This window comes from Natrarchaeobius chitinivorans, from assembly GCF_003841505.1.
GTDB classification, from domain to species: domain Archaea; phylum Halobacteriota; class Halobacteria; order Halobacteriales; family Natrialbaceae; genus Natrarchaeobius; species Natrarchaeobius chitinivorans.
Genome location: NZ_REGA01000002.1, coordinates 1 through 21,228 on the forward strand (window position 1 = coordinate 1; position 21,228 = coordinate 21,228).

General features: G+C 61.6%; 21 protein-coding genes, 1 rRNA gene and 1 pseudogene. 14 read left to right on the forward strand and 9 right to left on the reverse strand.

Annotation, left to right across the window (positions count from 1 at the left end; all coding sequences use genetic code 11):
• A 16S ribosomal RNA gene (locus EA473_RS02405) occupies window positions 1-382 on the reverse strand; the annotation flags it as partial.
• Window positions 383-1,099: 717 nt separating this feature from the next.
• Between EA473_RS02405 and EA473_RS02410 the strand changes: the two genes are divergently transcribed.
• The 4 genes from EA473_RS02410 to EA473_RS02425 all read left to right on the forward strand — a co-directional run bounded on the left by EA473_RS02410 (window position 1,100) and on the right by EA473_RS02425 (window position 3,715).
• Entirely contained in the window at window positions 1,100-1,321 is a 222-nt protein-coding gene (locus tag EA473_RS02410; RefSeq protein ID WP_124194083.1) for a hypothetical protein, read from the forward strand.
• 42 nt (window positions 1,322-1,363) lie between these two features.
• Entirely contained in the window at window positions 1,364-2,656 is a 1,293-nt protein-coding gene (gene hisD / locus EA473_RS02415; protein ID WP_124194084.1) for a histidinol dehydrogenase, read from the forward strand.
• Window positions 2,657-2,818: 162 nt separating this feature from the next.
• The gene (locus tag EA473_RS02420; protein ID WP_124194085.1) at window positions 2,819-3,034 is read left to right on the forward strand and encodes a hypothetical protein; all 216 of its coding nucleotides are present in this window, start codon (window positions 2,819-2,821) and stop codon (window positions 3,032-3,034) included.
• Window positions 3,035-3,340: 306 nt separating this feature from the next.
• Entirely contained in the window at window positions 3,341-3,715 is a 375-nt protein-coding gene (locus EA473_RS02425) for a HesB/IscA family protein (protein WP_124194086.1), read from the forward strand.
• Window positions 3,716-3,718: 3 nt separating this feature from the next.
• On the opposite strand, the gene EA473_RS02430 is transcribed toward EA473_RS02425, so the two are convergent.
• Window positions 3,719-3,919, reverse strand: coding sequence for a dodecin (locus tag EA473_RS02430; RefSeq protein WP_124194087.1), 201 nt, complete (start codon window positions 3,917-3,919; stop codon window positions 3,719-3,721).
• Window positions 3,920-4,038: 119 nt separating this feature from the next.
• Between EA473_RS02430 and EA473_RS02435 the strand changes: the two genes are divergently transcribed.
• Window positions 4,039-5,244 carry a pyridoxal-phosphate-dependent aminotransferase family protein gene (locus EA473_RS02435; protein ID WP_124194088.1) on the forward strand — a complete coding sequence of 402 codons (1,206 nt, stop codon included), beginning with the start codon at window positions 4,039-4,041 and terminating at the stop codon, window positions 5,242-5,244.
• 7 nt (window positions 5,245-5,251) lie between these two features.
• On the opposite strand, the gene EA473_RS02440 is transcribed toward EA473_RS02435, so the two are convergent.
• Window positions 5,252-5,560, reverse strand: a complete 309-nt coding sequence (locus EA473_RS02440; RefSeq protein ID WP_124194444.1) for a DUF7116 family protein — start codon at window positions 5,558-5,560, stop codon at window positions 5,252-5,254.
• Window positions 5,561-5,756: 196 nt separating this feature from the next.
• Complete coding sequence (locus EA473_RS02445; protein WP_124194089.1) at window positions 5,757-5,996, reverse strand: DUF5816 domain-containing protein; 240 nt, start codon at window positions 5,994-5,996, stop codon at window positions 5,757-5,759.
• Between the two features lie 163 nt (window positions 5,997-6,159).
• Between EA473_RS02445 and EA473_RS02450 the strand changes: the two genes are divergently transcribed.
• Complete coding sequence (locus EA473_RS02450; protein WP_124194090.1) at window positions 6,160-6,570, forward strand: universal stress protein; 411 nt, start codon at window positions 6,160-6,162, stop codon at window positions 6,568-6,570.
• 11 nt (window positions 6,571-6,581) lie between these two features.
• Here EA473_RS02450 and EA473_RS02455 read toward each other — a convergent pair whose 3' ends face one another.
• Together EA473_RS02455 and EA473_RS02460 are read right to left on the reverse strand one after the other, a co-directional pair.
• Window positions 6,582-7,031, reverse strand: coding sequence for a universal stress protein (locus EA473_RS02455; protein WP_124194091.1), 450 nt, complete (start codon window positions 7,029-7,031; stop codon window positions 6,582-6,584).
• A gap of 74 nt (window positions 7,032-7,105) precedes the next feature.
• Entirely contained in the window at window positions 7,106-8,035 is a 930-nt protein-coding gene (locus EA473_RS02460; RefSeq protein ID WP_124194092.1) for a mechanosensitive ion channel family protein, read from the reverse strand.
• Window positions 8,036-8,195: 160 nt separating this feature from the next.
• Between EA473_RS02460 and trmB the strand changes: the two are divergent.
• The 7 genes and pseudogenes from trmB to EA473_RS02495 all read left to right on the forward strand — a co-directional run bounded on the left by trmB (window position 8,196) and on the right by EA473_RS02495 (window position 16,025).
• A pseudogene (gene trmB / locus EA473_RS02465) lies at window positions 8,196-9,258 on the forward strand (HTH-type sugar sensing transcriptional regulator TrmB).
• A 344-nt stretch (window positions 9,259-9,602) separates the two neighbouring features.
• A complete protein-coding gene (locus EA473_RS02470) occupies window positions 9,603-11,078 on the forward strand; it encodes an extracellular solute-binding protein (RefSeq protein ID WP_124194093.1) in 1,476 nt (491 codons plus the stop codon).
• Window positions 11,068-12,111 (forward strand): carbohydrate ABC transporter permease, encoded by a 1,044-nt coding sequence (locus tag EA473_RS02475; RefSeq protein ID WP_124194094.1) that lies wholly within the window; start codon window positions 11,068-11,070, stop codon window positions 12,109-12,111. The genes EA473_RS02470 and EA473_RS02475 overlap by 11 nt, the downstream gene beginning before the upstream one ends.
• Complete coding sequence (locus EA473_RS02480; protein ID WP_124194095.1) at window positions 12,111-13,196, forward strand: carbohydrate ABC transporter permease; 1,086 nt, start codon at window positions 12,111-12,113, stop codon at window positions 13,194-13,196. Before EA473_RS02475 ends, EA473_RS02480 begins: the two co-directional genes overlap by 1 nt.
• Window positions 13,197-13,202: 6 nt before the next feature.
• Window positions 13,203-14,390, forward strand: a complete 1,188-nt coding sequence (locus tag EA473_RS02485; RefSeq protein ID WP_124194096.1) for an ABC transporter ATP-binding protein — start codon at window positions 13,203-13,205, stop codon at window positions 14,388-14,390.
• A gap of 93 nt (window positions 14,391-14,483) precedes the next feature.
• Window positions 14,484-15,587 carry a Gfo/Idh/MocA family protein gene (locus tag EA473_RS02490; protein ID WP_279387627.1) on the forward strand — a complete coding sequence of 368 codons (1,104 nt, stop codon included), beginning with the start codon at window positions 14,484-14,486 and terminating at the stop codon, window positions 15,585-15,587.
• Window positions 15,588-15,704: 117 nt separating this feature from the next.
• On the forward strand, window positions 15,705-16,025 hold the full coding sequence (locus tag EA473_RS02495) for a carboxypeptidase regulatory-like domain-containing protein (protein WP_124194098.1): 321 nt from the start codon (window positions 15,705-15,707) through the stop codon (window positions 16,023-16,025).
• Between the two features lie 21 nt (window positions 16,026-16,046).
• Here the strand turns inward: EA473_RS02495 and EA473_RS02500 are convergent, their stop codons facing one another.
• The 3 genes from EA473_RS02500 to EA473_RS02510 all read right to left on the reverse strand — a co-directional run bounded on the left by EA473_RS02500 (window position 16,047) and on the right by EA473_RS02510 (window position 19,354).
• Entirely contained in the window at window positions 16,047-16,358 is a 312-nt protein-coding gene (locus EA473_RS02500) for a HalOD1 output domain-containing protein (protein WP_124194099.1), read from the reverse strand.
• Between the two features lie 252 nt (window positions 16,359-16,610).
• A complete protein-coding gene (locus EA473_RS02505; protein ID WP_124194100.1) occupies window positions 16,611-17,486 on the reverse strand; it encodes a phosphatase PAP2 family protein in 876 nt (291 codons plus the stop codon).
• A gap of 134 nt (window positions 17,487-17,620) precedes the next feature.
• Entirely contained in the window at window positions 17,621-19,354 is a 1,734-nt protein-coding gene (locus EA473_RS02510; protein WP_124194101.1) for an ABC transporter substrate-binding protein, read from the reverse strand.
• Window positions 19,355-19,852: 498 nt separating this feature from the next.
• On the opposite strand from EA473_RS02510, the gene EA473_RS02515 reads away from it, so the two are divergent.
• The gene (locus EA473_RS02515; RefSeq protein WP_124194102.1) at window positions 19,853-21,013 is read left to right on the forward strand and encodes a tubulin/FtsZ family protein; all 1,161 of its coding nucleotides are present in this window, start codon (window positions 19,853-19,855) and stop codon (window positions 21,011-21,013) included.
• Window positions 21,014-21,228: the final 215 nt, after the last annotated feature.

The window sequence follows — 21,228 nt, forward strand, 5'->3', positions numbered from 1 at the left end:
TGGAGTCCCCTTATCGCACTGGCGTGCAGTGTAAAGGTTTCGCGCCTGCTGCGCCCCGTAGGGCCCGGTATCTTGTCTCAGATACCGTCTCCGGGCTCTTGCTCTCACAACCCGTACCGATTACTGGCACGGTGGGCCGTTACCCCACCGTCTACCTAATCGGCCGCAGCCACATCCTATAGCGCCGGAGCGTTTCACACTCTCTGTAGTTCCAGCCTGAGAGTACTATTCCGGATTAGCCTCAGTTTCCCGAGGTTATCTGGATCTATAGGGTAGTTTGGCCACGTGTTACTGAGCTATCTGCTACGAGTCTAAACTCGTACAACTAGCATGGCTAAATCGGACTCCACTAGCAATGACCTCCGGCAGGATCAACCGGAATGGTCCCCGAGCAGAGCTCGGGGGGTCTGGCGGTGAATGCTATGCACTCACACAAATATGGGTCCACGTTCGATGACGACCGATCGCCGACCGATCTGGCGTCACCGAACTACCAAGGCTCACATCAGATCCCATCTGTACGGAAGACCGCAGGGGTAGGATCCTCATTTCCTTCGGACCAAATCGTACGCCATCTGGGGTATAAAACCCCTTCGGACGCCGACGGTCCAGTCCGGCTCGCCGGCGATGCCGGCGAGCCGTCGATTGCATTCACATCCGAAACACCTCGAGTACTTAAGGGCGTCGGATCGATCCCGCGCCGAAAACCGCATCCGGCGAGGGATTGTGCGCAACGTAGAAGACGCGCCCTGTCTATATAAGGGCGTCGTCCTCAATGCGCCAAATCCGACGCGGCTTCGCCCCGTGGCGAGGCCGACCCGAGTGGCGTGGATGTACTGTCCTCCGTGCCGGAGTTCGGCCGGAGGCGCGGCGGGGTACGCCGCGTCTGTTGCATTCAATTCGAGGACCGGGTCCATACATAAGGCCGTCGTCTCGAGTGCCGTCTGAACCACGTTGATCAGTCTCGAGGGACGGTTCGACACGGGTGAGTGTCACACCCGAATGTGATCCTCGATTACGTGCGAAGGTGAACGGCGAGTCGGTATCGGTATCGCGGCGAGTCGGTATCGATTTGACCACCGCACGCGTGCGTGCAGGTATGGATCAATCGGGGTTCGTCCGACTCGCGATCGTCGCGATCGGTCTCGTGATCGCGAGCTTCTTCGTCCGCGGGTTCGGACAGTTGGTCTTCGGACGCGGCGTCGCCGAGATGCTTCAGGCACCGATCGTCGTCGTGGGGTTCGGGTTGCTCGTCTACCTTTTCGTGCGGGCGACACTCGACGCCGTCGGTCTCTGGAAGATCGAGCGTTCGGACGCATAGCGGAAGGAAACCGTTTTTCGGCCTCCACGCGAACGCTGGGGTATGAGTATGGACGTGCGGAAGATCGCCGATCTCGGACCGGCAGACCGGACCGCCTTCTTCGAGCGCGATGCCGGCATCGACGAGGTCGCTGCGGACGTTCGGGAGATCGTCGACCGGGTTCGAGAGGAGGGAGACGTCGCCGTCCGGGAGTATACGAGCGAATTCGACAACGTCTCGGTCGGAAACCTCGAGGTCACGGACGAGTGCGAGCGGGCGTACGACGGCCTCGAGGAGGGAATTCGAGAGGCGATCGAGGACGCGATAGCGAACGTCAGGGAGTTCCACGAGGCCCAGGTGCCCGAAGACTGGCGGCGGGAGTTCAGCGACGGGCGGGAACTCGGACGGCGATTCCGGCCGATCGATCGCGTCGGGGTCTACGTCCCCGGTGGATCCGCGGCGTACCCCTCGAGTGCGATCATGGGCGTCGTGCCGGCGGTCGTCGCGGGCGTCGAACACGTCGCGGTCGTGACGCCGCCGGCCGACGAGATCAACCCGGCGACGCTCGGGGCGATCCACGCGGCCGGTGCCGACGCGGTGTACAGCGTCGGCGGCGCACAGGCGATCGCCGGACTCGCGTACGGAACGGAGACGATCGACCGGGTCCGAAAGATCGTCGGGCCGGGCAACAGATGGGTTACCGCTGCGAAAGCGGAGGTCCGCGGCGACGTCGAGATCGACTTCCTCGCGGGGCCAAGCGAGGTGGTCGTCGTCGCGGACGAGACGGCGGATCCAGAACTCGTCGCGACGGAACTACTCGCACAGGCCGAACACGATCCGAACGCTTCGGTCGTCGCCGTCACCGACGACGAACCGACAGCGACGGCGGTGGCCCAGGCCGTCGAGGACCAGATCGACGCGCGCGAGCGCGAGGACGTGATCAGAAGCGCGCTGGAACACGACGCGAGCGGCGTGTTGCTCGCCCGGTCGATGAGCGAGGCGATCCTCTTTACCGAGGAGTACGCGCCGGAACACCTCGCGATCGTCGCCGACGACGACGAGTCGATCGGAGAGCGCATCGACAGCGCCGGAAGCGTCTTCCTCGGTCCGAACACCCCTGTCGCGGCCGGCGACTACGCGAGCGGGACGAACCACGTCCTCCCGACCAACGGCGGGGCCCGCGTGACCGGCGGCCTCTCCGTCGAGACGTTCGTCCGGTCGACGACGGTCCAGCGACTCTCCGCCGACGGACTCGCCGAGATCGGCGACACGATCGTTACCCTCGCCGACGCGGAAGGGCTCGAGGCCCACGCTGAGAGCGTCCGCAAGCGCCTGGAAGACGACGACGACCGCTGAGACGGTCCGCTGTGCGTCATTTCCGGTGGTACCGCAACCCGTCCCCGTCCTGACGGTAACGGCGGCCAGTAGACCGCACGAATCGAGCCGCAACTGGAAATTGCAGCCCCCTCAAAGATTTGGATGCTGGTTTTACGTCACTCGAGGGTGAAACCCGGACGGATGAAACCGCGTGATGTCGACCCGACCGACGTGCGCGTCCTCGAACGCAACTACGACTACGCCCAGAAGAACGTGTGGCTACTCGCGATGTGGTACGAGTGTGAGACGAAACGCATGGTCGAGTTACTCGCAAAACACGGGATCGAGCTGTCGAGAAACGATCGACGACAGTTCGGGGCGTACTACCGTTCGCTTCAGCGCTCGAGAGAGATGTGAGTGACCGAAGCTAGGGCGAGCAGGTGGCAACAGCTGGGGCGAGCAGGCGGGTAACGGCCCACCTCGCACGTAACCGGGTTCGGTGACAGAAGACGTCATACGGACTGCTGTAACTGCTTACCGCCACACCCGGGACCCGTTTCACCGGGGTGGCGGTAATGACGTACAGCAGACCGTATCGGAGGGAGACACGTGTCCGATCGCACGACGATGAGACGAGTGTGCGGAAATCGCGTCGTCGTCGGTGTCGATCGAGACGCATCCGAGGGCGTCAAGGTTAACATCGTCGGGACGGAATAGGGAGCTATGAGTACGGACAGTCTGGACGGTGGGGAGTCGTCGACCCGCCCCGAGATCGAAGTGACGGAAGCGGCGGCCGAACAGGCCCTCTCGTTGCTCGAGAGCGAAGGACTCGACGAGAACGAAGCCGGGCTTCGACTCTTCGTCCAGCAGGGCGGTTGTGCGGGTCTCTCCTACGGGATGCGATTCGACGACGCGCCGGACGAAGACGATACGATCTACGAACACCACGAGCTTCGGGTGTTCGTCGATCCGGCGAGCCTGAAGTACATCGGCGGGAGTGTGCTCGATTTCGAGAGCGGCCTCCAGGCGGAGGGGTTCCACGTCGAAAATCCGAACGTCGTCAGCGAGTGTGGCTGTGGCGAATCGTTCCGGACCTAACGGTTAATCCTCGAGTTCGAAGGCGACGGTCACTTCGGCCTGGTACTCCCGGTCGTCGGCGCTTGCGATTTCGACGCCGAGTTCGTCGACCTCGGCCCAGTGAACGTTCTGGAGCGTCGACTCGGCCCGGTCGATCGCGTCGTCGGCAGCGGCGTCGAAACTCTCGGTACTCGTCCCGATGAGGGTGATCTTCTTGAAAACCATCGCGGGTGTCTCTACATGACAGCCTAACTTAAACATATGCGGTCGTTCTCCCGCCGACGGCGGGGATCGAGACGACAGTAGACCTGAACTTTTTCACGGTTCGACGCCTCTGTGAGCCCATGACAGCAGGTGGAGGTTCAGTCGACGTCTCGGAGATCGGTGAACTGGTGCCGCCGGATCGGACCCTCATGGGACCCGGCCCGAGTGACGTGCATCCGCGGGTGCTGAAAGCGATGAGCACGCCGCTGGTCGGCCACCTCGATCCGTCGTTCATCGAAATCATGAACGACGTCCAGGAGCTACTGCGGTACACGTTTCGGACGGACAACCGGTGGACGATCCCGGTGTCGGGAACCGGCTCGGCCGCGATGGAAGCTGCGATCGGAAACCTCGTCGAACCGGGTGACACCATGCTGGTTCCGACGAACGGCTACTTCGGCGGCCGGATGGCCTCGATGGCTCGACGGGCGGGCGGAGACGTGGTCGAGGTCGACGCGCCGTGGGGCGAACCGCTCGAGCCGGACGACGTCGCCGACGCGCTGGCCGAACACGATCCCGACGTCTTCGGATTCGTCCACGCCGAGACGAGCACCGGCGTCCTCCAGCCGGACGTCCCGGAGCTGACGGCCGCGGCACACGACCACGACGCCGTAGTGATCGCCGACACGGTCACCTCGATCGGCGGGGTCGAACTGCGCGTCGACGAGTGGGGGATAGACGTCGCCTACGCCGGTCCACAGAAGTGTCTCTCCTGTCCGCCCGGCGCGAGCCCGCTGACGCTGTCCGACGACGCGATGGAGAAGGTGCTTTCGCGGGAGGAACAGTCCCGGTCGTGGTATCTCGATCTCTCCTTGCTCGAGGGGTACTGGGGGGACGAACGGGCCTACCACCACACCGCGCCGATCACCAGCGTCTACGCGATTCGGGAAGCGCTCAGGCTGGTCGCCGAAGAGGGGATCGAGCAGCGCTGGGCTCGCCACGAGCGGCTGGCGGGCGCACTGAAAGCGGGCGTGGAAGCGATGGGTCTCGAGATGAACGCGCCCGACGCCTACTGGTTACCGAGCCTGAACGCGGTTCGCGTCCCGGAAGGAATCGACGACGGCGACGTCTGTACCGAGTTACTCGAGCGCTACGATCTCGAGATCGCGAGCGGACTCGGCGACCTGGACGGCGACATCTTCCGGATCGGGTGTATGGGCCACTCCGCTCGGCCGGAAAACGTCATCTACGTCCTGACGGCGCTGGGCGACGTTCTGGAGGGGATGGGTGCCGACGTCGATCCGGGACGCGGCGTCACGGCGGGTCGGCGAGCGCTCGGAGAGTGAGTAACCGCTAGGCCGAAACTCGCGGCCCCGGCGGTGCGCGTTCGACCTGATACTCCTCGCCGTCGACGACGATGATCGCCCACTCGTAGTTCGGATCGGCGCTTTTGAGCCTCGTCTCGAGGTCGTCCGCGTCGTCCGGTTGAGCGACGAAGCAGTGAAACTGCCCCGAGGACGAACTCGGAAGCGTCCGATTCTCGAGAACTGTGTTGACGTGGACGACTTTCCACGCGCGTTCGGCCCGAAACTCCGGACCGTCTCCTTCGACGGTGTATCCGAGGTCTGCGAAAATCGACCTGGCCTGCTCGACGAGTCGCATGTTAACAGGACCCATTCGATACGAGTGTACACGGCCCACCGGCATAAAGGTTCGTACGTGCCGGAAAATGGGGTGATCGAATGGACGTATTCGAAGGGACACCGACGAGAGGTGGCAGTTGTTACAGGCGGGGCCACTGGAAGACTCGCCCGCGAGGGCAGTCGGTAATAGACACTTACACCGACTGGTTCCGGTGTCACTCGTGGGCTGCGTCCCACTCTGTCGGCTTGCGAAAGTTTCCGCAGCCGTTGCACTTGATTCGTCCCATCGAATCCATCGCGTTATCGAAACTCTCGCAGTTGGTACAGAACCAGCCGTAGCGCCGGTCGCCGGCGCGAGATTCGTATGCGACGAGAAACGGCCCCTTCGAGCCCCGGTCGCCGTCGGTCTCCGAGACGAAGACCGTTTCACCGTCTTCGGTCTGGGTCGGTTGCATGGTTCGGCCTACCCATCCGTTCGATAAATGATTGTCCGTCAAACGGTGGTTTCCGCTCGAGGGAGACACGGATCTTCGTCTCCGGAACGGGTATGCGATGGTTACCCACCGCACGCAGGTTCGACTGAAAAGTTTACCAGCACGGGTATCGTTCGATTCGCTAATGGCGCTGGTCGTGGTTCCCGTTCGATATCCCCTGACGAAGCACTCGCGACGAACGCTCGAGCGGGCGATAGAGGTCGCCCGCGAGCGTGAGGCGGCGTTGACGGTCCTCCACGTCGACCTCTATCAGAACGGGCGAAAGGTGACCCGGATCGACCTGAAAAACGCGGTCGAACAGATGTTCGGACCGCTCGAGAACGTCCGGTACGTGGTTCGAACCGGCTTTCTGGTCGAGGAGAGCATTCTCGACGAGGTCGCCGCCGAGAACGCCGACGCCGTCGTCATCGGCGGACAGCAGGCCAGTCGCCTCCGGCGGATCTTTCGACGGTTTACCGACAATCCGGACATCGACGGATATCTGCGAACGCACCTCGACTGTGAGGTCATCACGGTCGAGAGCGCGACCGCGTAGCCGCGACGGGACTACGCGGCGTCGTTCGGCGAGATCTTTCGAACGACGAACACCGGGGTCGAAGCGTTGTCGACCACTCGTTCGGAGACGCTTCCAAGCGACGTTACTTTCTCGCGCGGGCTCTTTCCGCTGGTGCCGATGACGATGAGGTCGATTCCCTGCTCGTCTGCGTACTCGAGGATCGACTTGGCGGGTGTTCCGCTGCGAATCTCGGTCGCCGTCTCGAGTCCCGCGTCGGACGCGCGCTCTTCGACGGCCGTGACCGCTTGCTGGCCCTCCTCTTCGAGCGTGGCCTCGAGCGTCGGAGCGTTTTCGCTGCCGGCGGCTGCGGTAATTCGGCTGTCGACGACGTACAGCGCGTGGACCGTCGCGTCGTTGTCGGCTGCGATCGGTAGGGCGTGATCGAGCGTCTGGGAGATCGTCTCGCTGCCGTCGGTTGGGACGAGAACGTCTTCGTACATCGGTGATCGGTTCGGAATTGGACCGGTGACGAAATAAAAGGCTACCTCCTCGAGGCACCACCCCACCCACGCCGTTATCGATTTTCCTCCTCGGGAGGTCGCTCCGGACCGTCGACAGCCACCTGACCGATGCCGCTGGTTTCGTCGAAGACGTGGTGGCGGTGGGGGTAGGCGAACTCGACGTCGGTGTCCAGAAATCGCTCTCGGATCGCCGTCAGGACTGCCGACCGGGTTATCGACTGTTTGTACGGGTGGTTGATCCAGAAAAACAGCTCGAGGACGATACCGTCGTCGGCGTACTCCGAGATCGTACAGACCGGTGCCGCCGCGTACCGAGCGCTTCCGATCCGGATGTCGGGGCCGCCTGAGATGACGTTATCGACGCTTCGAGCGGCCCGTTCGGCGTGGCGGCGAGCGCCCTCGAGGTCGCTTTCGTACGTGATCTCGAATTCGACGGAGATACGCGTCCGTTCGTCCTCGGCGGAGTAGTTGATCACGTCTCGCTCCTGAATTTCGGAGTTTGAAATGACGATGAACGTATTCTGCAACGTGAATATTTTCGTGTACCGAATCGTGATATCCTCGACGAACCCCCTGTGACCCTCGTCGGTGACTTCGATCATGTCGCCGATCTCGTAGGGCTGATCGGAGAGAACGAAAAACCCGTTTATCAAGCTACCAACCAGCGGCGCGAGAACGACGGCGATCACGGCCGATATGACGGTGACCTGAAGGAGGATTTGGCCGCCACTGAGACCGAGGGTCGCGGCGGCGACGACGAGCGAAACGCTCAGAATAGCCACTTTTAGGCCCCGCAACACGGTCCGGGTGACGCTCGGGCGCTCGATCCGGCGGGCGACCGTCCGCCCGGCGAGTCGAACGGCGAGTTTCGAGAGAAACCACCCGGCGACGAGAACGGCGAGTGCAAGCGCGATTTCGGTCAGACTGGGAAAGGTCGGCGGGAGAACTCCGTTGACGGGCTCGTCTTGCAAAATCCCGCGCATAGCAACACACTCAAGGCCGTGAGGGTTAAGGGTTCTGACCCGCTCACTGCCGTCGGTTTCGGTCGCAGACCGGACGACGTCGAGTAGTAACGTAATTTCGAAAATGGGTGCTACTCGTTGTATAATAAATTCTTTATCTATCCAGTTCGTGTCCTCTCGTATGGCATCTGACGAACTGCGCTCGACGGTCGAGCGCGTGGGGGATCGGTTCAACCTCGGCGAGTACGAGATCGACGCTTACCTCACCGTCCTCGAGCAGGGGCAGTTGACGGCGAGCGATATTTCGGATCGGACGGACATCCCACAGCCGCGCGTCTACGACACCGTTCGCAGTCTCAGCGACCGCGGGCTGGTCGAACTCCGCGAGTCGCGACCGATGAAAGTCGTCGCGCTCGATCCCGGAGATGCGTTCGACGACGTTCAGGACGCCCTCGAGCAGATGATCGACGAACTCGAGGCACGGTATACGGCGCCGGCCCGAGATACCGAGGCGGTCTCGCTGGTCAAGTCCCGGTCGACGATTCTCCGGTATCTCGAGGAGATCATCACCGCTGCCGAGTACGAACTGTCGCTCTCGTTGACACCGGACCTGCTGGTGCGATTCGAGACGGACCTTCGAGCGGCCGTCGACGCCGGTGTGAGCGTCGATCTAATCGTCACGCCCGCAACCGCTGCACCAGATCCCGAGGAGTTCGAATATCTGGACGTCGCGACGTCCGCGCGCGCGACGCGGGATCACGACGCCGGTTCTCGCGGTTGCGGACGGGAACTACTCGATTTACGCGACCCAGGATGCCCTTCGAGACGACCAGGACCGGTACGGCGTCATCTTCAACCGATCGGCGCTCGGCTTTCTCGTCTCCGGGTTCTTCGGAACGGTGCTCTGGACGACCGCAGAACAGGCGCTTGGTGAAGACGAGTCGATTCGTTCGTATCCGCGGCGGTACGCGTCGATTCGCCGCTGCGTAAAAGACTTAATCGACGGCGGCGGCGAGTTTTACGCTACGATCGAGGGGCGCGACGTCGAAGTCGGTCGCTCGCGCGTCGTTCGCGGCCGGGTTCTCGACGTTTCCTTCGAGGTGAGCGAGGAGGTCGCGAGCCTGACGCTCGAAACGGAAAGCGGCGAGGAGATCACGGTGGGCGGACGCGTCGCTTCCCTCGAGGAGATCGAGGCTCACGAGATCCGCATCGGTCGTCACGAGCCACCGGCGCTCGAAGACTGATACCGGCTACTGTCGTACGGATTCCTGTACCGAATACCGGCGCACCCGCCGCCCGGGACGCGAATGTGCCGGCAATGACGCGCAGTGAACCGCATCGGTCGTTTTCGGAGACCGGGCCACGTCGAGCGGTCTCCAGGAGACAGGGACAGCAATCCGTACGAACCGCCCGGAGTTCGAGGTGACGGCCACCGATCACTCGACGACTGTTCTTCGGCCGGTATACTGCGATCGATCCCGTCGCTCGCAACGATACGTTAGACCAGTCTTTCGCGACAACAGTCCTCATTAATTGCAAATGTGCAGGCACACGATTAAAGACGTAAAAGGGCGTGGTACTGTATCCGATGGAGAAGGCGAACGCAGGTCGTGGCGGTTACAGCGGGCCGACGCGACGAGCGTTTCTCGCGTCCGCGTCGACGACGGCGGGCGTGGCCGGAGTGACCGTCGCCGGCTGTCTGGGGCAGGCCCGGGACGAGGGAACGATCGTGATGTCCGGCGATACCGATTTCCAGGACATCATGCACAGCGACGACGACGAACCGTCGGTCCAGCAAGCGCTGTGGGACGCGGGCCTCGACGACGACGTCACCGTCGAGGTGCAGGCGAGCGTCGATGACTCCGCCCAGCGGATGCAACAGTATCAGTCCGCGCTCCAGGCGGGTCGGTCTCCCCCCGACATCTTCATGATGGACAGCGGGTGGACGATCCCGTTCGTGCTGCGCGAGCAGACCACGAACCTGAGCGATCGGCTTCCGGAGGACGTCCGCGAGCGGGTCGAAAGCGAGTACCTCGAGGCTACGCTGGAGACGGCACGCCACCCCGAAACAGGCGACCTCCACGCGATTCCGCTGTTTCCGGACTTCGGAACCATGCTGTACCGACGCGATCTGTTCGAAGAGGCCGGCTACGGGACGGACGACTGGGGGACCGATCCGCCGTCCTGGCAGGAGTTCGCCGAGGCGACGGCCGCGGCGCGAGACGAAGCCGGCACCGACTTCGGGTTCACGACGCAGGCCGCCGCGTACGAGGGGCTTTCCTGCTGTTCGTTCGTCGAAGTGATGTCGTCCTGGGGTGGCAGTTACTTCGGCGGAACGGAGAACCTGTTTACCGCCGGTGACCGACCGATCACCGTCGACGAGGAACCGGTCCTCGACGCGATCCGGATGATGCGAGCGTTCGTCCACGGCGACGGCGACGAGCACGCGCTCGAGGGATACCCGCAGATCTCTCCGACCGCGATCGTTCAGTGGTCCGAACAGGAGTCACTCGACCCGTTCGTAAACGGGAACGCGGTCGCCCACCGAAACTGGCCGTTCGCGATCGCCGAAACGGGTTCGGAGGACGCCTTCGGTGAGGATCTCGGCGTGATGACGATGCCCTACGCCGTCACGGAAGACGACGCGGAGTACGAGGGCGTCGGCGGGACGGCCGCCGCACTCGGCGGCTGGCACCTCGTGCTCAATCCCAACACCGACCGGAGCGAGCGAGCCCTCGAGGTGCTCGAGGCGTTCACTCACGACGACGTCATGCTCACGATCTTCGAACTCCAGGGATTTCTGCCGCCGATACTCGACCTCGTCGACGAAGCCGATCCCGACGAGATCGGTCCCGTCGCGAGGTACGCCGATCAGATCCAGGCAGCCGGCGAGAACGCCGTTCCGCGGCCCGTAACCGACGTCTGGCCCGAGCAGTCGGCGGTCATCTTCCAGGAAGTCCACGCCGCCTACCGCGGCGCGAAGACCCCCGAAGCGGCGATGAGCGATCTGTCCGAACGACTCGCACGAAGCGAGGCCGACGTGGAGGGACAGGATGGGAACTGATACCGACGATCGAATCGACGTGTTGACCGGAAGCGACCGACCCACCGACCGGGAACGGACCGGGAACGCGGTACTCAACTGGATGGAGAATTTGAGCGAGGCGGCCTACGCGTACCTGCTTCTGGCGCCGGCGTTCGCCCTCCTGGCGTTGATCGCGTTCTACCCGCTCGTCATGACGTTCGTCATGTCGCTGCGTGAGGACCGAACGCGAGGGCTCGAGCCACTGGGCGGCTTCGTCGGTCTCGAGAATTACGCGGACATCCTGACCGGAAACGCCCGACTCGCCCGCCAGTTCGTCGACGTCTCGGTCTCCGCGTCGTTCCCGTTCGTCGACTTCGGCGTCCCGTTCCTCCAGCAGGCGCTGTTCGTCACCCTCGCGTTCGCGGTTATCAGCGTGATTCTCGAGACGGTGATCGGGTTCGGACAGGCGTACGTACTCGACCAGGACTTCCGCGGTCGTCGCTGGGTCCGGGTGGCGATCATCTTGCCGTGGGCGGTTCCGATCGTCATCCAGGGGATGATCTTCTTTCTCCTGTTCCAGCCGACGGTCGGCTTCGGCAGCGATCTGATGCAGTGGCTCGGACTGTTCGGCCCCGACCCGCTCGCCGACAGCCAGGACGCGTTCGTCATCATCCTCGTCGCCGATATCTGGAAGTCCGCGGCGTTCATGGCGCTTTTGATCCTCGCGGGGCTCCAGAGCGTCGACCGGAGCCTGTACAACGTCGCGCGGGTCGCGGGCGCATCTCCCTGGCAGCGCTTCAAGATGATCACCCTGCCGCTCGTGATGCCGGCGTTGCTGGTCGCGATGTTGTTCCGGACGATGGACGCGATGCGGGTGTACGGGCTGATCGAGTCGACCGCAGGCTGTACGACCGTACCGTCACTGACGTGTCTCGTCGTCGAGGCGATGTTCGGCGGGACGCGCATCTACGGAACGGCGGCTGCCGTCGCCTTCACCACCGCGCTCGTGATCGGGCTGATCATCTCCGTCTACGTCTTCTTCTTCCGCGATACAGAAGGAGGGCTCTACTAATGACCGACGAACCGACGAACCGAAACGACACGAGCGTCGAGCGGACCGGTGACACCGCCGAGCCGACGGAAACCGGTTCGAAATCCGATTCAGCGCTGGGTCCGTTGCCCGACGGCGGTCGAACCGAAGCCGAACGCCCGGGGCGAGAGGGGATATTCGAAGACGACCGAGAGGTCGAACTCGACCGCGGCCCCTTCCAGCGCTGGGTCGCGAACGCGATCACGAACCCCCGCCGGGTCTACCGGTCGCTTTTCTACGTCGCGACGGTCTTCTTTCTGTTTACGACGCTCTTTCCCTTTTACTGGCTTCTCATGGTCGCACTCACTCCCGAAGGACGCCAGCAGGACATCGTCCTCACGCCGAACGGGTTCAACCCCGGTGCGTTCGTCGAAGTCTTTCAGGTCATTCCGTTTCACTGGTATATGTTCAACAGCTTCGTGATCGCCACGGCCTCGACGATCGTCGTACTGGTCATCGCCAGCCTCGCGGGCTACGCGTTCGGCCGCCTCGAGTTCCCGGGAAAGGTCCCGCTCATGTTGTTAGTGCTGGTGATCTCCTTTTTCCCGCCGGCGGCGTTTTTCATCCCGCTGAACGACCTGTTCAACACCCAGTTTGCCGTCCTCGAACCCATCACCGGTGACGGAAGCCTCTACAACACGCCCGGTGCGATGGTGTTGCCGCTGTCGGCGATCTTCATGCCGCTCGCGATCTTTATACTCACGACCTTCTACTCGCAGATCCCCGACGGACTGGAGGATGCGGCCCGCGTCGAGGGGACGACCCGTCTGGGCGCGCTGTTCCGGGTGATCGTTCCGCTGTCGGCCCCTGGCGTCGCGACAGCGGGTGTGTTAACGTTCATCGCCGTCTACAACGAGTTCTTCTTCTCGTTTCTGATGACCGACGGCCAGCCCGAAAACTGGGCTCCGATCCTGGAGGGGATTCTGGGGTACCAGGGACAGTACGAAGTGATGTACCACCTCATGGCCGCCGCGAGCATCATCGGCGTCATTCCGGTGGCGATCCTCGTGATCGTCGCCCAGGAGAAGATCGTCAGCGGCCTGACCGCAGGCGCACTCAAAGAGTAAGATATCATGGCACGAGTACGACTCGAGAACGTCACGAAACGCTACGAAGACGTCACCGCCGTCGACGACGTCAGCCTCGAGGTCGAAGACGGCGAGTTCGTCACGTTCGTCGGCCCCTCGGGATGTGGGAAGTCGACGACGATGGAGACGGTTGCAGGACTCACGCGTCCGACGGAGGGTCGGGTGTTCATCGGCGACGACGAGGTCACCGATCTCGCGCCGAAAGACCGCGGCGTGTCGATGGTCTTCCAGAACATCGCGTTGTTTCCCCACATGGACGTCTTCGAGAACATCTCCTTCGGTCTGCGGCTTCGGACCTACGACGACGACGAGATCAGACGTCGCGTCGAAGGTGCCGCGGAAATCGTCCAGCTCGAGGGAATGCTCGAGCGGATGCCCGACGAGCTATCGGGCGGTCAACGCCAGCGCGTCGCGATCGCTCGAGCGATCGTTCGGAACCCGAACGTGTTCCTGATGGACGAACCACTCGCGAACCTGGACGCCAAGTTGCGAGTCCACATGCGAACCGAGCTGCAGCGTCTCCACCGCGAACTCGGAACGACGATCATCTACGTCACGCACGATCAGGCGGAAGCGATGACGATGTCCGATCGCATCGCGGTCCTGAACGAGGGACGACTCCAGCAGATCGCGCCCCCGTTGACCTGTTACAACGAGCCGTCGAACCTGTTCGTGGCGGGTTTCATCGGATCTCCGTCGATGAACTTCGCCGACGGAACGGTCGTCGGTGACGGGATCGAAACGCCACATTTCGACGTCGACGTCGATCGAGAAACGCTCGCCGGCGCGACCGACGGCGACGAGATCACCGTCGGAGTGAGACCGGAAGACGTCCACCTCGCCGAAAACGCAAGATCGATCGAGGCGGCGTCGGATCCGATCGACGTCCGGACGGACGTCCTCGAGCCGATGGGTGATGAAGTGTTCGTCTACCTGTTGCTTACGGAGAGTGCGGAACGATCGATGGAAGAAGATCCCGCATCGTCGTCCGATCAGTTGCTGATGAGCGTCACGCCGGATACGGAGATTCGTGAGAACCAGACGGTCGAAATCGTCCTGGATCGGTCGAAGATCCACCTCTTCGAGACGCAGACCGGCGAGGCGATCGTCCACGGGATCACCGACCGTCCGGACCGAGAGTCAGAATCAACTACCGAGGAGGTCGATAGTTAGCGGACCGATTCCGGCCGAACTGGAAACCGACATCTCCGTTTGGCGACGGACAGAAGGTACTGGAGCACCACATTCAATATAGCACTATCAGGTATATGGGTACGAAATGAGACGGGGAATTCGGTACTGATGAAACGGAACAGACACGACGTGCGAACAGGTATCGTCGGGCTCGGCAACATCGGCCAGTTTCACGCCGAACGGCTCGTGGAACTCGACGTCCCCCTCGTCGGCGGAATGGACGTCGCCACCGAGGCGCGAAAACGCTTCGCTCGGCGGTACGACGTCGACGTCTACGACGACCACCAGGAACTCTACGATAGTGTCGACGCCGTCATCATAACGACGCCGAACAAGTACCACGAAGAGTACGCGATCGACGCGTTCGAACGCGACCTCCACGTTCTGCTCGAGAAACCGCTCGCCCACTCGATCGAGAGCGCACGTCGGATCGCCGAGGCCGCCGCGGCGAGCGATGGCCACTGTACGGTCGGATTCAACAACCGATTTGCGAACACCGTTCAGATCGTGAAAAATCGAATCGACCGCGGAGACCTCGGGGACGTTACACACGTCGAGGCGAACTACGTCAGACGGCGTGGAATCCCGGGCCGTGGATCGTGGTTCACTCGACGGCAGATCGCCGGAGGGGGTGCGCTCATCGACCTCGGCGTCCACGCGATCGATCTCGCGCTCTATCTCCTCGAGTACCCCGACGTCGAAGAGATAAGCGGCGTCACCCGCAGCGAGTTCGGCTCCCGCGAGGAGTACGCGTACCTGGAGATGTGGGCAGGGGATTCGGGGCCCGGTGGCTTCGACGTCGACGACTCTGCGAGCGCGTTCGTCCGCTGTGAGAACGACAACACGATCAGCCTCGAAGTGGCCTGGGCAACGAACCGACCTGCGAATCACGAGTTCGTCGTCCACGGAACGGAATCGGCAGCCGTTTTCGATCTACTCGATGGAACCTTAAGCTTCTACTCGGCGAGTTCCGTTGGGCCGAGTCACTTCGAGGATACGGCCGTCGAAACGAATCAAAACGACACACATACCGACGAGCTACGGGCGTTTTTCGACGGAATCGCGAGTGGTCGTGACGCAGACGACAGCGTGGAGGAGGCGTTCGTCGTCCAGCAGATCATCGATGCGATCTATCGCTCGGGCGAGAGCGGCGGGACGATTACCCTTCCCGAGTGATGCGGTCCGTTGTACCGACGGCCCGGTGAGATCGCCCCCGTCTACGGCCTCACCAGAAATGGCTCCCAGTAGCCCGTATCGACCCCACTTTTTTGTCTCAGGAGTGGTACGGCGACTATGCGAGTCGAACGACCGCTCGTCCTCGAGATCGATCGACGCGAACCGAGAGTCGGGAAGGAGATCACCGTACGAGTCCGGGATCGGTCGAACCGACCGGTCGAAGACGCAATCGTCGAGGCCGGATCGAAACGGGTGCGAACGGACCACCGCGGGAGATGTACGCTAACTCTCCGTACGCCGGGGTTCTGGAAGATCCTCGCAACCAAACCGCCGACCGGGCGTGTCGCGTACGAACCGGCGACCGCGCTGATCAGAGTCGTCCCGGGCCGAGCGGCGAGTCGATCCGGACGACGGATCAACAGGGGATTGTCGGGTTGAGCCGTCCGAGAGTGACGAAGATCAGTCGTCGATAGGGTCACTGACGGAATCTGTAGACGGTGAAGCGCGATCTACCTCGACGCTGCCGTCGCCGTAGACGACGATATCGTATCCTGCGTACTCGAAAACGACCCGGACGGTTTCGGGTGAACCGGTGGCTGTTCTGAACAGCTCATCGAGTGCTTCGGGGTTGACGACCGTATACAGGGGGGCGTAGTCCGGCGGTTCGATATCCGTTACGTCGACGCCTTCCTGTGCAGCAACCGCTTCGATGATCGCCTGGGAAGGTGAGCCGACATCACCGGCTGACGACGTATTGTCCGGGAGGGACATACTAATATCTAACACGTTCAGCGGGATAAACATGGTGGCAGTGGTGGGCCACCAGCCACATTTCTACGGCCGAACTCTCGTCCCGTTTTGACCCGTATAGCGGCCGAAAGGGGCCCGACCCCGTCGTTCGCGAAGCTCGATCGATGAGGGCCACCGGAGATACGACCCCCTCTTGCGGATAGTTCGTTCCACCGATCCCAGGGAGTGGGATCGGTCCCGTCTCGAGTGTCACACGAGTTACATCAATCCGCATCAGTCCCCGTCGACCCGGTCGGATCGGTCGAGGCGAGTGTTGAGGTATCGCCGGGCAGACCCAGCGGTTTCCCGAATAGTGAAGTTTCGAGCGATGTAGACGCTGACGAGTGCGAGAATCGTTCCGGCAACGACGTCGGAAAACCAGTGAATTCCGAGGTACATCGTCGAGATGACGACGCTGACGGCGAAAAATCCGGATATCGGAACCCAGAGTGGGTACTTCTCCCGGCTCAACCACGCCAGAAAGAACACCGTCATCGACAGCGAGGTGTGAAGCGACGGGAACACGTTCGTGCTCTGGTTCACCTGGTTCGTCAGCATCCTTGCCTGTGGAAACGCATCGTAGAGAAGGCCCTCGAACAGAAGCGGGTCGTAATTTCTCGGCCCGAATGCGACGAAGAAAATGTAACAGATCAAACCGATCCCGTAGTTTGCGGCGAACGCGAGAATGAGCGTTCGCAACTCGTCGATTTCCTCGAGAGCGAAGTACGCGATAAACGGGAACAACAACAGAAACGCGTATCCGTAGATGTAGACGAAAACGAAAAACGAAGTCAGTTCCGGGGATTGAAACGACTGCAGTATCACGACCGGGTTTTCCGGAAAGATCGATTGCTCGAGTTCGAACAGAAACCCGGAGATCTCGATCCCGAGTACGCGACGTTCGAGTCGAACGACGATGTCGACCGTCGACCACCTGAGAGCGAGCACGAATACGAGTACGGCAAGCGGGAGCGTACATCGGCGGAGTCGCCATCGAAAGTCACGAGTCGAACTCGCCACTCGTCGTGGCCCGACCAGGACGAGCGTGGCGACGACGAGCATCGTCGTGACGACGAGTGCGAGTTCGAGGACGACTCCAACGAGCGACATGGGGGTGCGTCTAACTACGCCGTCCGGGACATTAATAGCGACCGGTTACTGTACCTCGTCGACATCGGTTTCAACGCCGAGCGTGTCGTCGGTTCAACGCCGAACGTGTCGTGGAGTTCGAGATGGACTGGTGCTCACTCGAGCAGCGATCCGTTTTCGTACTGATAGCCGGCGTCTTCGAACAGTGTGCGTACTTGCTCGACGTCGATTTCGCCATCGGTTCCGGGAAACTGCGGGAGTATCGGATCGGTTCTGTGCTCCCATCGATCGTCGCGAATACCGACCAGAGAACTAAACGAGTTCGCCGGTTGTGCAAAGCCGTCGAACAGCTCGGAAACCGTGTATTCGCGATCTATCAGCCGAGATAGGACTCGTCGAAAACGGGGGTTTCCGAGTTCCGAGTGGTGGACGTTGTATCCGATCATGTAAAACGAGTCCGTCTGGACGCTGGTCAGGCGGATCTCGTCGTGTGCGACGATAGGGGCGGTCTCTCCCGGTGGGATAGTCGTTGCAGTGAGATCTATCTCGCCGTCGAGGATCGCGTCGATCATCGCACCCGGATTCGGATCGATTCTGAACCGTATCCCCGAATACTGGGAGAACCCATCGAGGACGAAAGGCCGGTCGGACGAAGAGTCACGAAACACGTGCTCGTCGAACGGCACCAGCTGGATGGCAGTGTCCGTGACCTCTCCGAGTTCGAAGGGGCCCGATCCGATCAGTTCTTCGTCCTCGACCACGAGCGCCTCGGTCTGTCGCTGAGCGATTACTTCTGAACGGGGTTCCCAGATATGCTCGGGGAGAATCGGAATCGTAAGCGACCGAGTGCTAGCGGACCGAACGGTATTGCCGAACGAGAACCTGACCGTTCGAGAGTCGACACGGGTGACGTTTTCGGCGATGGTCTGTCGCCCTCGATATCGCGGAGCTGGAAGTCCGCCGTCGATATCTCCCATCGACGTATCCTGGATGAATCGATACGTAAACACCACGTCGTCTGCATCGATATCGGTTCCATCGTGCCACGACAGTCCATCCCGGAGCGTAATCGTCGCGGAGGTGCGTCCGGATTCCTCCCAGGTAACGTCCGATGCCAACCACGGGATCGACTCACCCGACCGACGACGAACGAGCGGGTCGTACAGTAACCCGAGCAATCCGTCGATCCGATTGCGATCGACGATGATCGGGTTCAATCGCTCGGTTAGTCCCTCGCCGAAGACGCCAACCTCGAGCGGTCCGTCACGCGGCCCGTTCTCAGTTTCAGTCGACAGGATTCGGTAGAACTCGAGCGGTTCACGTGGACTGCTCGTGATCGGGATATCCGCACTAACTGCGCCGATGTGGTGTGGGAAAACGACGACCGTATAGGGGGCAGTTTCTTCCAGATATTCGACGAGTTCGGCCATTGCGTTGTGGCGATCGCCCCTCGACGTTCGTTGTGACTCGAGGTGTTCGTCGGCGGTAACGTCCGAGTAGTGAAACGGGTTTTGCCATCCCCGTCCGCTGACGAACTGCGAGTGAAGCAACTCGAACAGCGCATCGTACTCGTCGAAGCCGGGGTGACGAACGACGAAAACGTCGTAATCGCCCTCGAGGAGAATGTCACGGTACAGTTCCGCTTTTGCGATCGGTTCGTGCGTCGCATCGATACCCGCTGCCTGATAATTTTCCCGCAGGTGACTCATGATCTTTGCTGCCGCCGCATCGTCGTCCGCAGGGACCGTTTTGATCGTGAGTTCCACCTGCTCGGGGGCAGTGTTTTCCGCACGCGTCCACAGCCGTTCGGAACAGCCGGCGAGAGCGCTGGCGGCGATTCCGCTTGCCCCAGCAAGCAGATTCCGCCGCGTCGGGTCGCCCTCGTCCATGTGGCGGCATGTACGCCATCGCCGTGTATAGGACTTACTCTCGCGGCCGTTCCGACGGGCGGTTTGGCCTTTCCCTACCCGGACACGTTCGTAGACACTCAGAGTGTGAAGACGAGTATCGACTCCGTTCCGGGGAGAACTGTTCCTCGATTTCGATTCACGTCGTCCCGAACGGATCGTCTAGCGGAGTACATACCCAGGAGAAAGTCAGTGTCGCTGAACGGTCGTTAATCGACGACTATACCGACATCTGGTACGACCACTGGACCCTGATAGTGTCGAGTTCAGGGGGTAGACGGAATGAGTGGCCGGTATCGATATTGAATGAAAAACGGGTCGATAGGTAGTTCGAACTGATTCTCTTTCCCTCGTATGTATGTAGTCCATAACAATGGTAGACATCGGCATCCATCGTGATGTGACATCAGTTTCCACGGTCAGCCGGTCCGTACTGTAGCCGGTACCGCCTGACCCAGGAAACGGTCACGAGAGATAATCATGAAACTCGCACTAATCGGCTTTGGTCAAGCTGGCGGGAAAATCGTCGACGAGTTCCTGACGTACGACGACGCGATCGGCGGCGGATTCATCGAAGCCGCTATCGCTGTCAATTCTGCGACGACGGACCTTCACGGCCTCGAACAGATTCCCCAGAGTAATCGCGTTCTCATCGGACAGGCACGCGTCAAAGGTCACGGCGTCGGTGCCGACAACGAACTCGGCGCTGAAGTCACCGAAGAGGACATCAGCGAGATTCAGGGTGCGATCGATCGGATTCCAATCCACGAAATCGACGCGTTCCTGATCGTCGCGGGAATGGGTGGTGGTACCGGCTCCGGTGGTGCCCCGGTCCTCGCAAGTCACCTCAAGGAAATCTACACCCAGCCCGTCTACGGGCTAGGAATCCTTCCAGCGACGGACGAGGGCGGAATATACACGCTCAACGCCGCCCGTTCGTTCCAGACGTTCGTTCGAGAAGTGGACAATCTGCTCGTCTTCGACAACGACGTCTGGCGCGATGCCGGCGAAACCGTCTCCGGCGGTTACGATCGGATCAACAGAGAGATCGTCGAACGATTCGGACTCCTGTTCGCAGCGGGTGAGGTCAACCAGGGTGATCACGTCGCCGAGAGCGTTGTCGACTCCTCGGAAATCATCAACACGCTCGACGACGGCGTATCGACGATCGGGTACGCACGTGAAACCGTCGACACCTCAGGAAACGGTCTGCTTTCGTCGTTCCGAGAGACAGAAACGTTCGACGAAGGCGCTGCGACCAACCGCATGACGAGTCTCGTCCGAAAGGCAACGCTCGGTCGACTCACGCTCCCGTGCGACGTCGGCAGTGCAGACCGAGGCCTCGTCGTCTCGACGGGACCGCCGGAGCACCTGAACAGAAAAGGCGTCGAACGGGGGCGACAATGGCTCGAGGACGAAACCGGGAGCATGGAGATACGGGGTGGAGACTATCCGATTCCGGATCGCAACGAAGTCGGGGCGATCGTCCTCCTCTCGGGCGTAACCGACGTCCCCCGAATCGACCAGCTCCAGCAAGTCGCGATCGAAGCACAGGACACGACCGAAATGGTCCGCGCACAGGCCCAGGAGGACTTCGCGTCGCTGGTCGACACCGGTGACGAAATCGACGCCCTGTTCTGAGAGGCCGATTGACGACCCCATTCTCACTCGAGCGGTTCCGTCGACTTCTGAGACGTCTCCCGTCTCTCGTTGCCGTGTGATCCCAGCCTGTTTGGAATCGCACTGACACGTCGCTCCACCAGAGCGTACGACAGGAGAGTACGGAGACGAGCAGCGTGACGGAAGGTGAACCTGTCCCACGGGCTATTGTGTGAACGTCGCCGTTCGAGTTCGGT

Excerpts from the sequence above, each read along its gene's own strand:
- EA473_RS02510 (WP_124194101.1), bottom strand. The coding sequence starts at position 19,354 with ATGGACGAGGGCGACCCGACGCGGCGGAATCTGCTTGCTGGGGCAAGC.
- EA473_RS02445 (WP_124194089.1), bottom strand. The coding sequence starts at position 5,996 with ATGCAACCGACCCAGACCGAAGACGGTGAAACGGTCTTCGTCTCGGAG.
- EA473_RS02420 (WP_124194085.1), top strand. The coding sequence starts at position 2,819 with ATGAAACCGCGTGATGTCGACCCGACCGACGTGCGCGTCCTCGAACGC.
- EA473_RS02515 (WP_124194102.1), top strand. The coding sequence starts at position 19,853 with ATGAAACTCGCACTAATCGGCTTTGGTCAAGCTGGCGGGAAAATCGTC.
- EA473_RS02440 (WP_124194444.1), bottom strand. The coding sequence starts at position 5,560 with ATGCGACTCGTCGAGCAGGCCAGGTCGATTTTCGCAGACCTCGGATAC.
- EA473_RS02485 (WP_124194096.1), top strand. The coding sequence starts at position 13,203 with ATGGCACGAGTACGACTCGAGAACGTCACGAAACGCTACGAAGACGTC.
- EA473_RS02435 (WP_124194088.1), top strand. The coding sequence starts at position 4,039 with ATGACAGCAGGTGGAGGTTCAGTCGACGTCTCGGAGATCGGTGAACTG.
- EA473_RS02505 (WP_124194100.1), bottom strand. The coding sequence starts at position 17,486 with ATGTCGCTCGTTGGAGTCGTCCTCGAACTCGCACTCGTCGTCACGACG.
- EA473_RS02455 (WP_124194091.1), bottom strand. The coding sequence starts at position 7,031 with ATGTACGAAGACGTTCTCGTCCCAACCGACGGCAGCGAGACGATCTCC.
- EA473_RS02450 (WP_124194090.1), top strand. The coding sequence starts at position 6,160 with ATGGCGCTGGTCGTGGTTCCCGTTCGATATCCCCTGACGAAGCACTCG.
- EA473_RS02480 (WP_124194095.1), top strand. The coding sequence starts at position 12,111 with ATGACCGACGAACCGACGAACCGAAACGACACGAGCGTCGAGCGGACC.
- EA473_RS02475 (WP_124194094.1), top strand. The coding sequence starts at position 11,068 with ATGGGAACTGATACCGACGATCGAATCGACGTGTTGACCGGAAGCGAC.
- EA473_RS02470 (WP_124194093.1), top strand. The coding sequence starts at position 9,603 with ATGGAGAAGGCGAACGCAGGTCGTGGCGGTTACAGCGGGCCGACGCGA.
- hisD (WP_124194084.1), top strand. The coding sequence starts at position 1,364 with ATGAGTATGGACGTGCGGAAGATCGCCGATCTCGGACCGGCAGACCGG.
- EA473_RS02430 (WP_124194087.1), bottom strand. The coding sequence starts at position 3,919 with ATGGTTTTCAAGAAGATCACCCTCATCGGGACGAGTACCGAGAGTTTC.
- EA473_RS02500 (WP_124194099.1), bottom strand. The coding sequence starts at position 16,358 with ATGTCCCTCCCGGACAATACGTCGTCAGCCGGTGATGTCGGCTCACCT.
- EA473_RS02425 (WP_124194086.1), top strand. The coding sequence starts at position 3,341 with ATGAGTACGGACAGTCTGGACGGTGGGGAGTCGTCGACCCGCCCCGAG.
- EA473_RS02460 (WP_124194092.1), bottom strand. The coding sequence starts at position 8,035 with ATGCGCGGGATTTTGCAAGACGAGCCCGTCAACGGAGTTCTCCCGCCG.
- EA473_RS02495 (WP_124194098.1), top strand. The coding sequence starts at position 15,705 with ATGCGAGTCGAACGACCGCTCGTCCTCGAGATCGATCGACGCGAACCG.
- EA473_RS02410 (WP_124194083.1), top strand. The coding sequence starts at position 1,100 with ATGGATCAATCGGGGTTCGTCCGACTCGCGATCGTCGCGATCGGTCTC.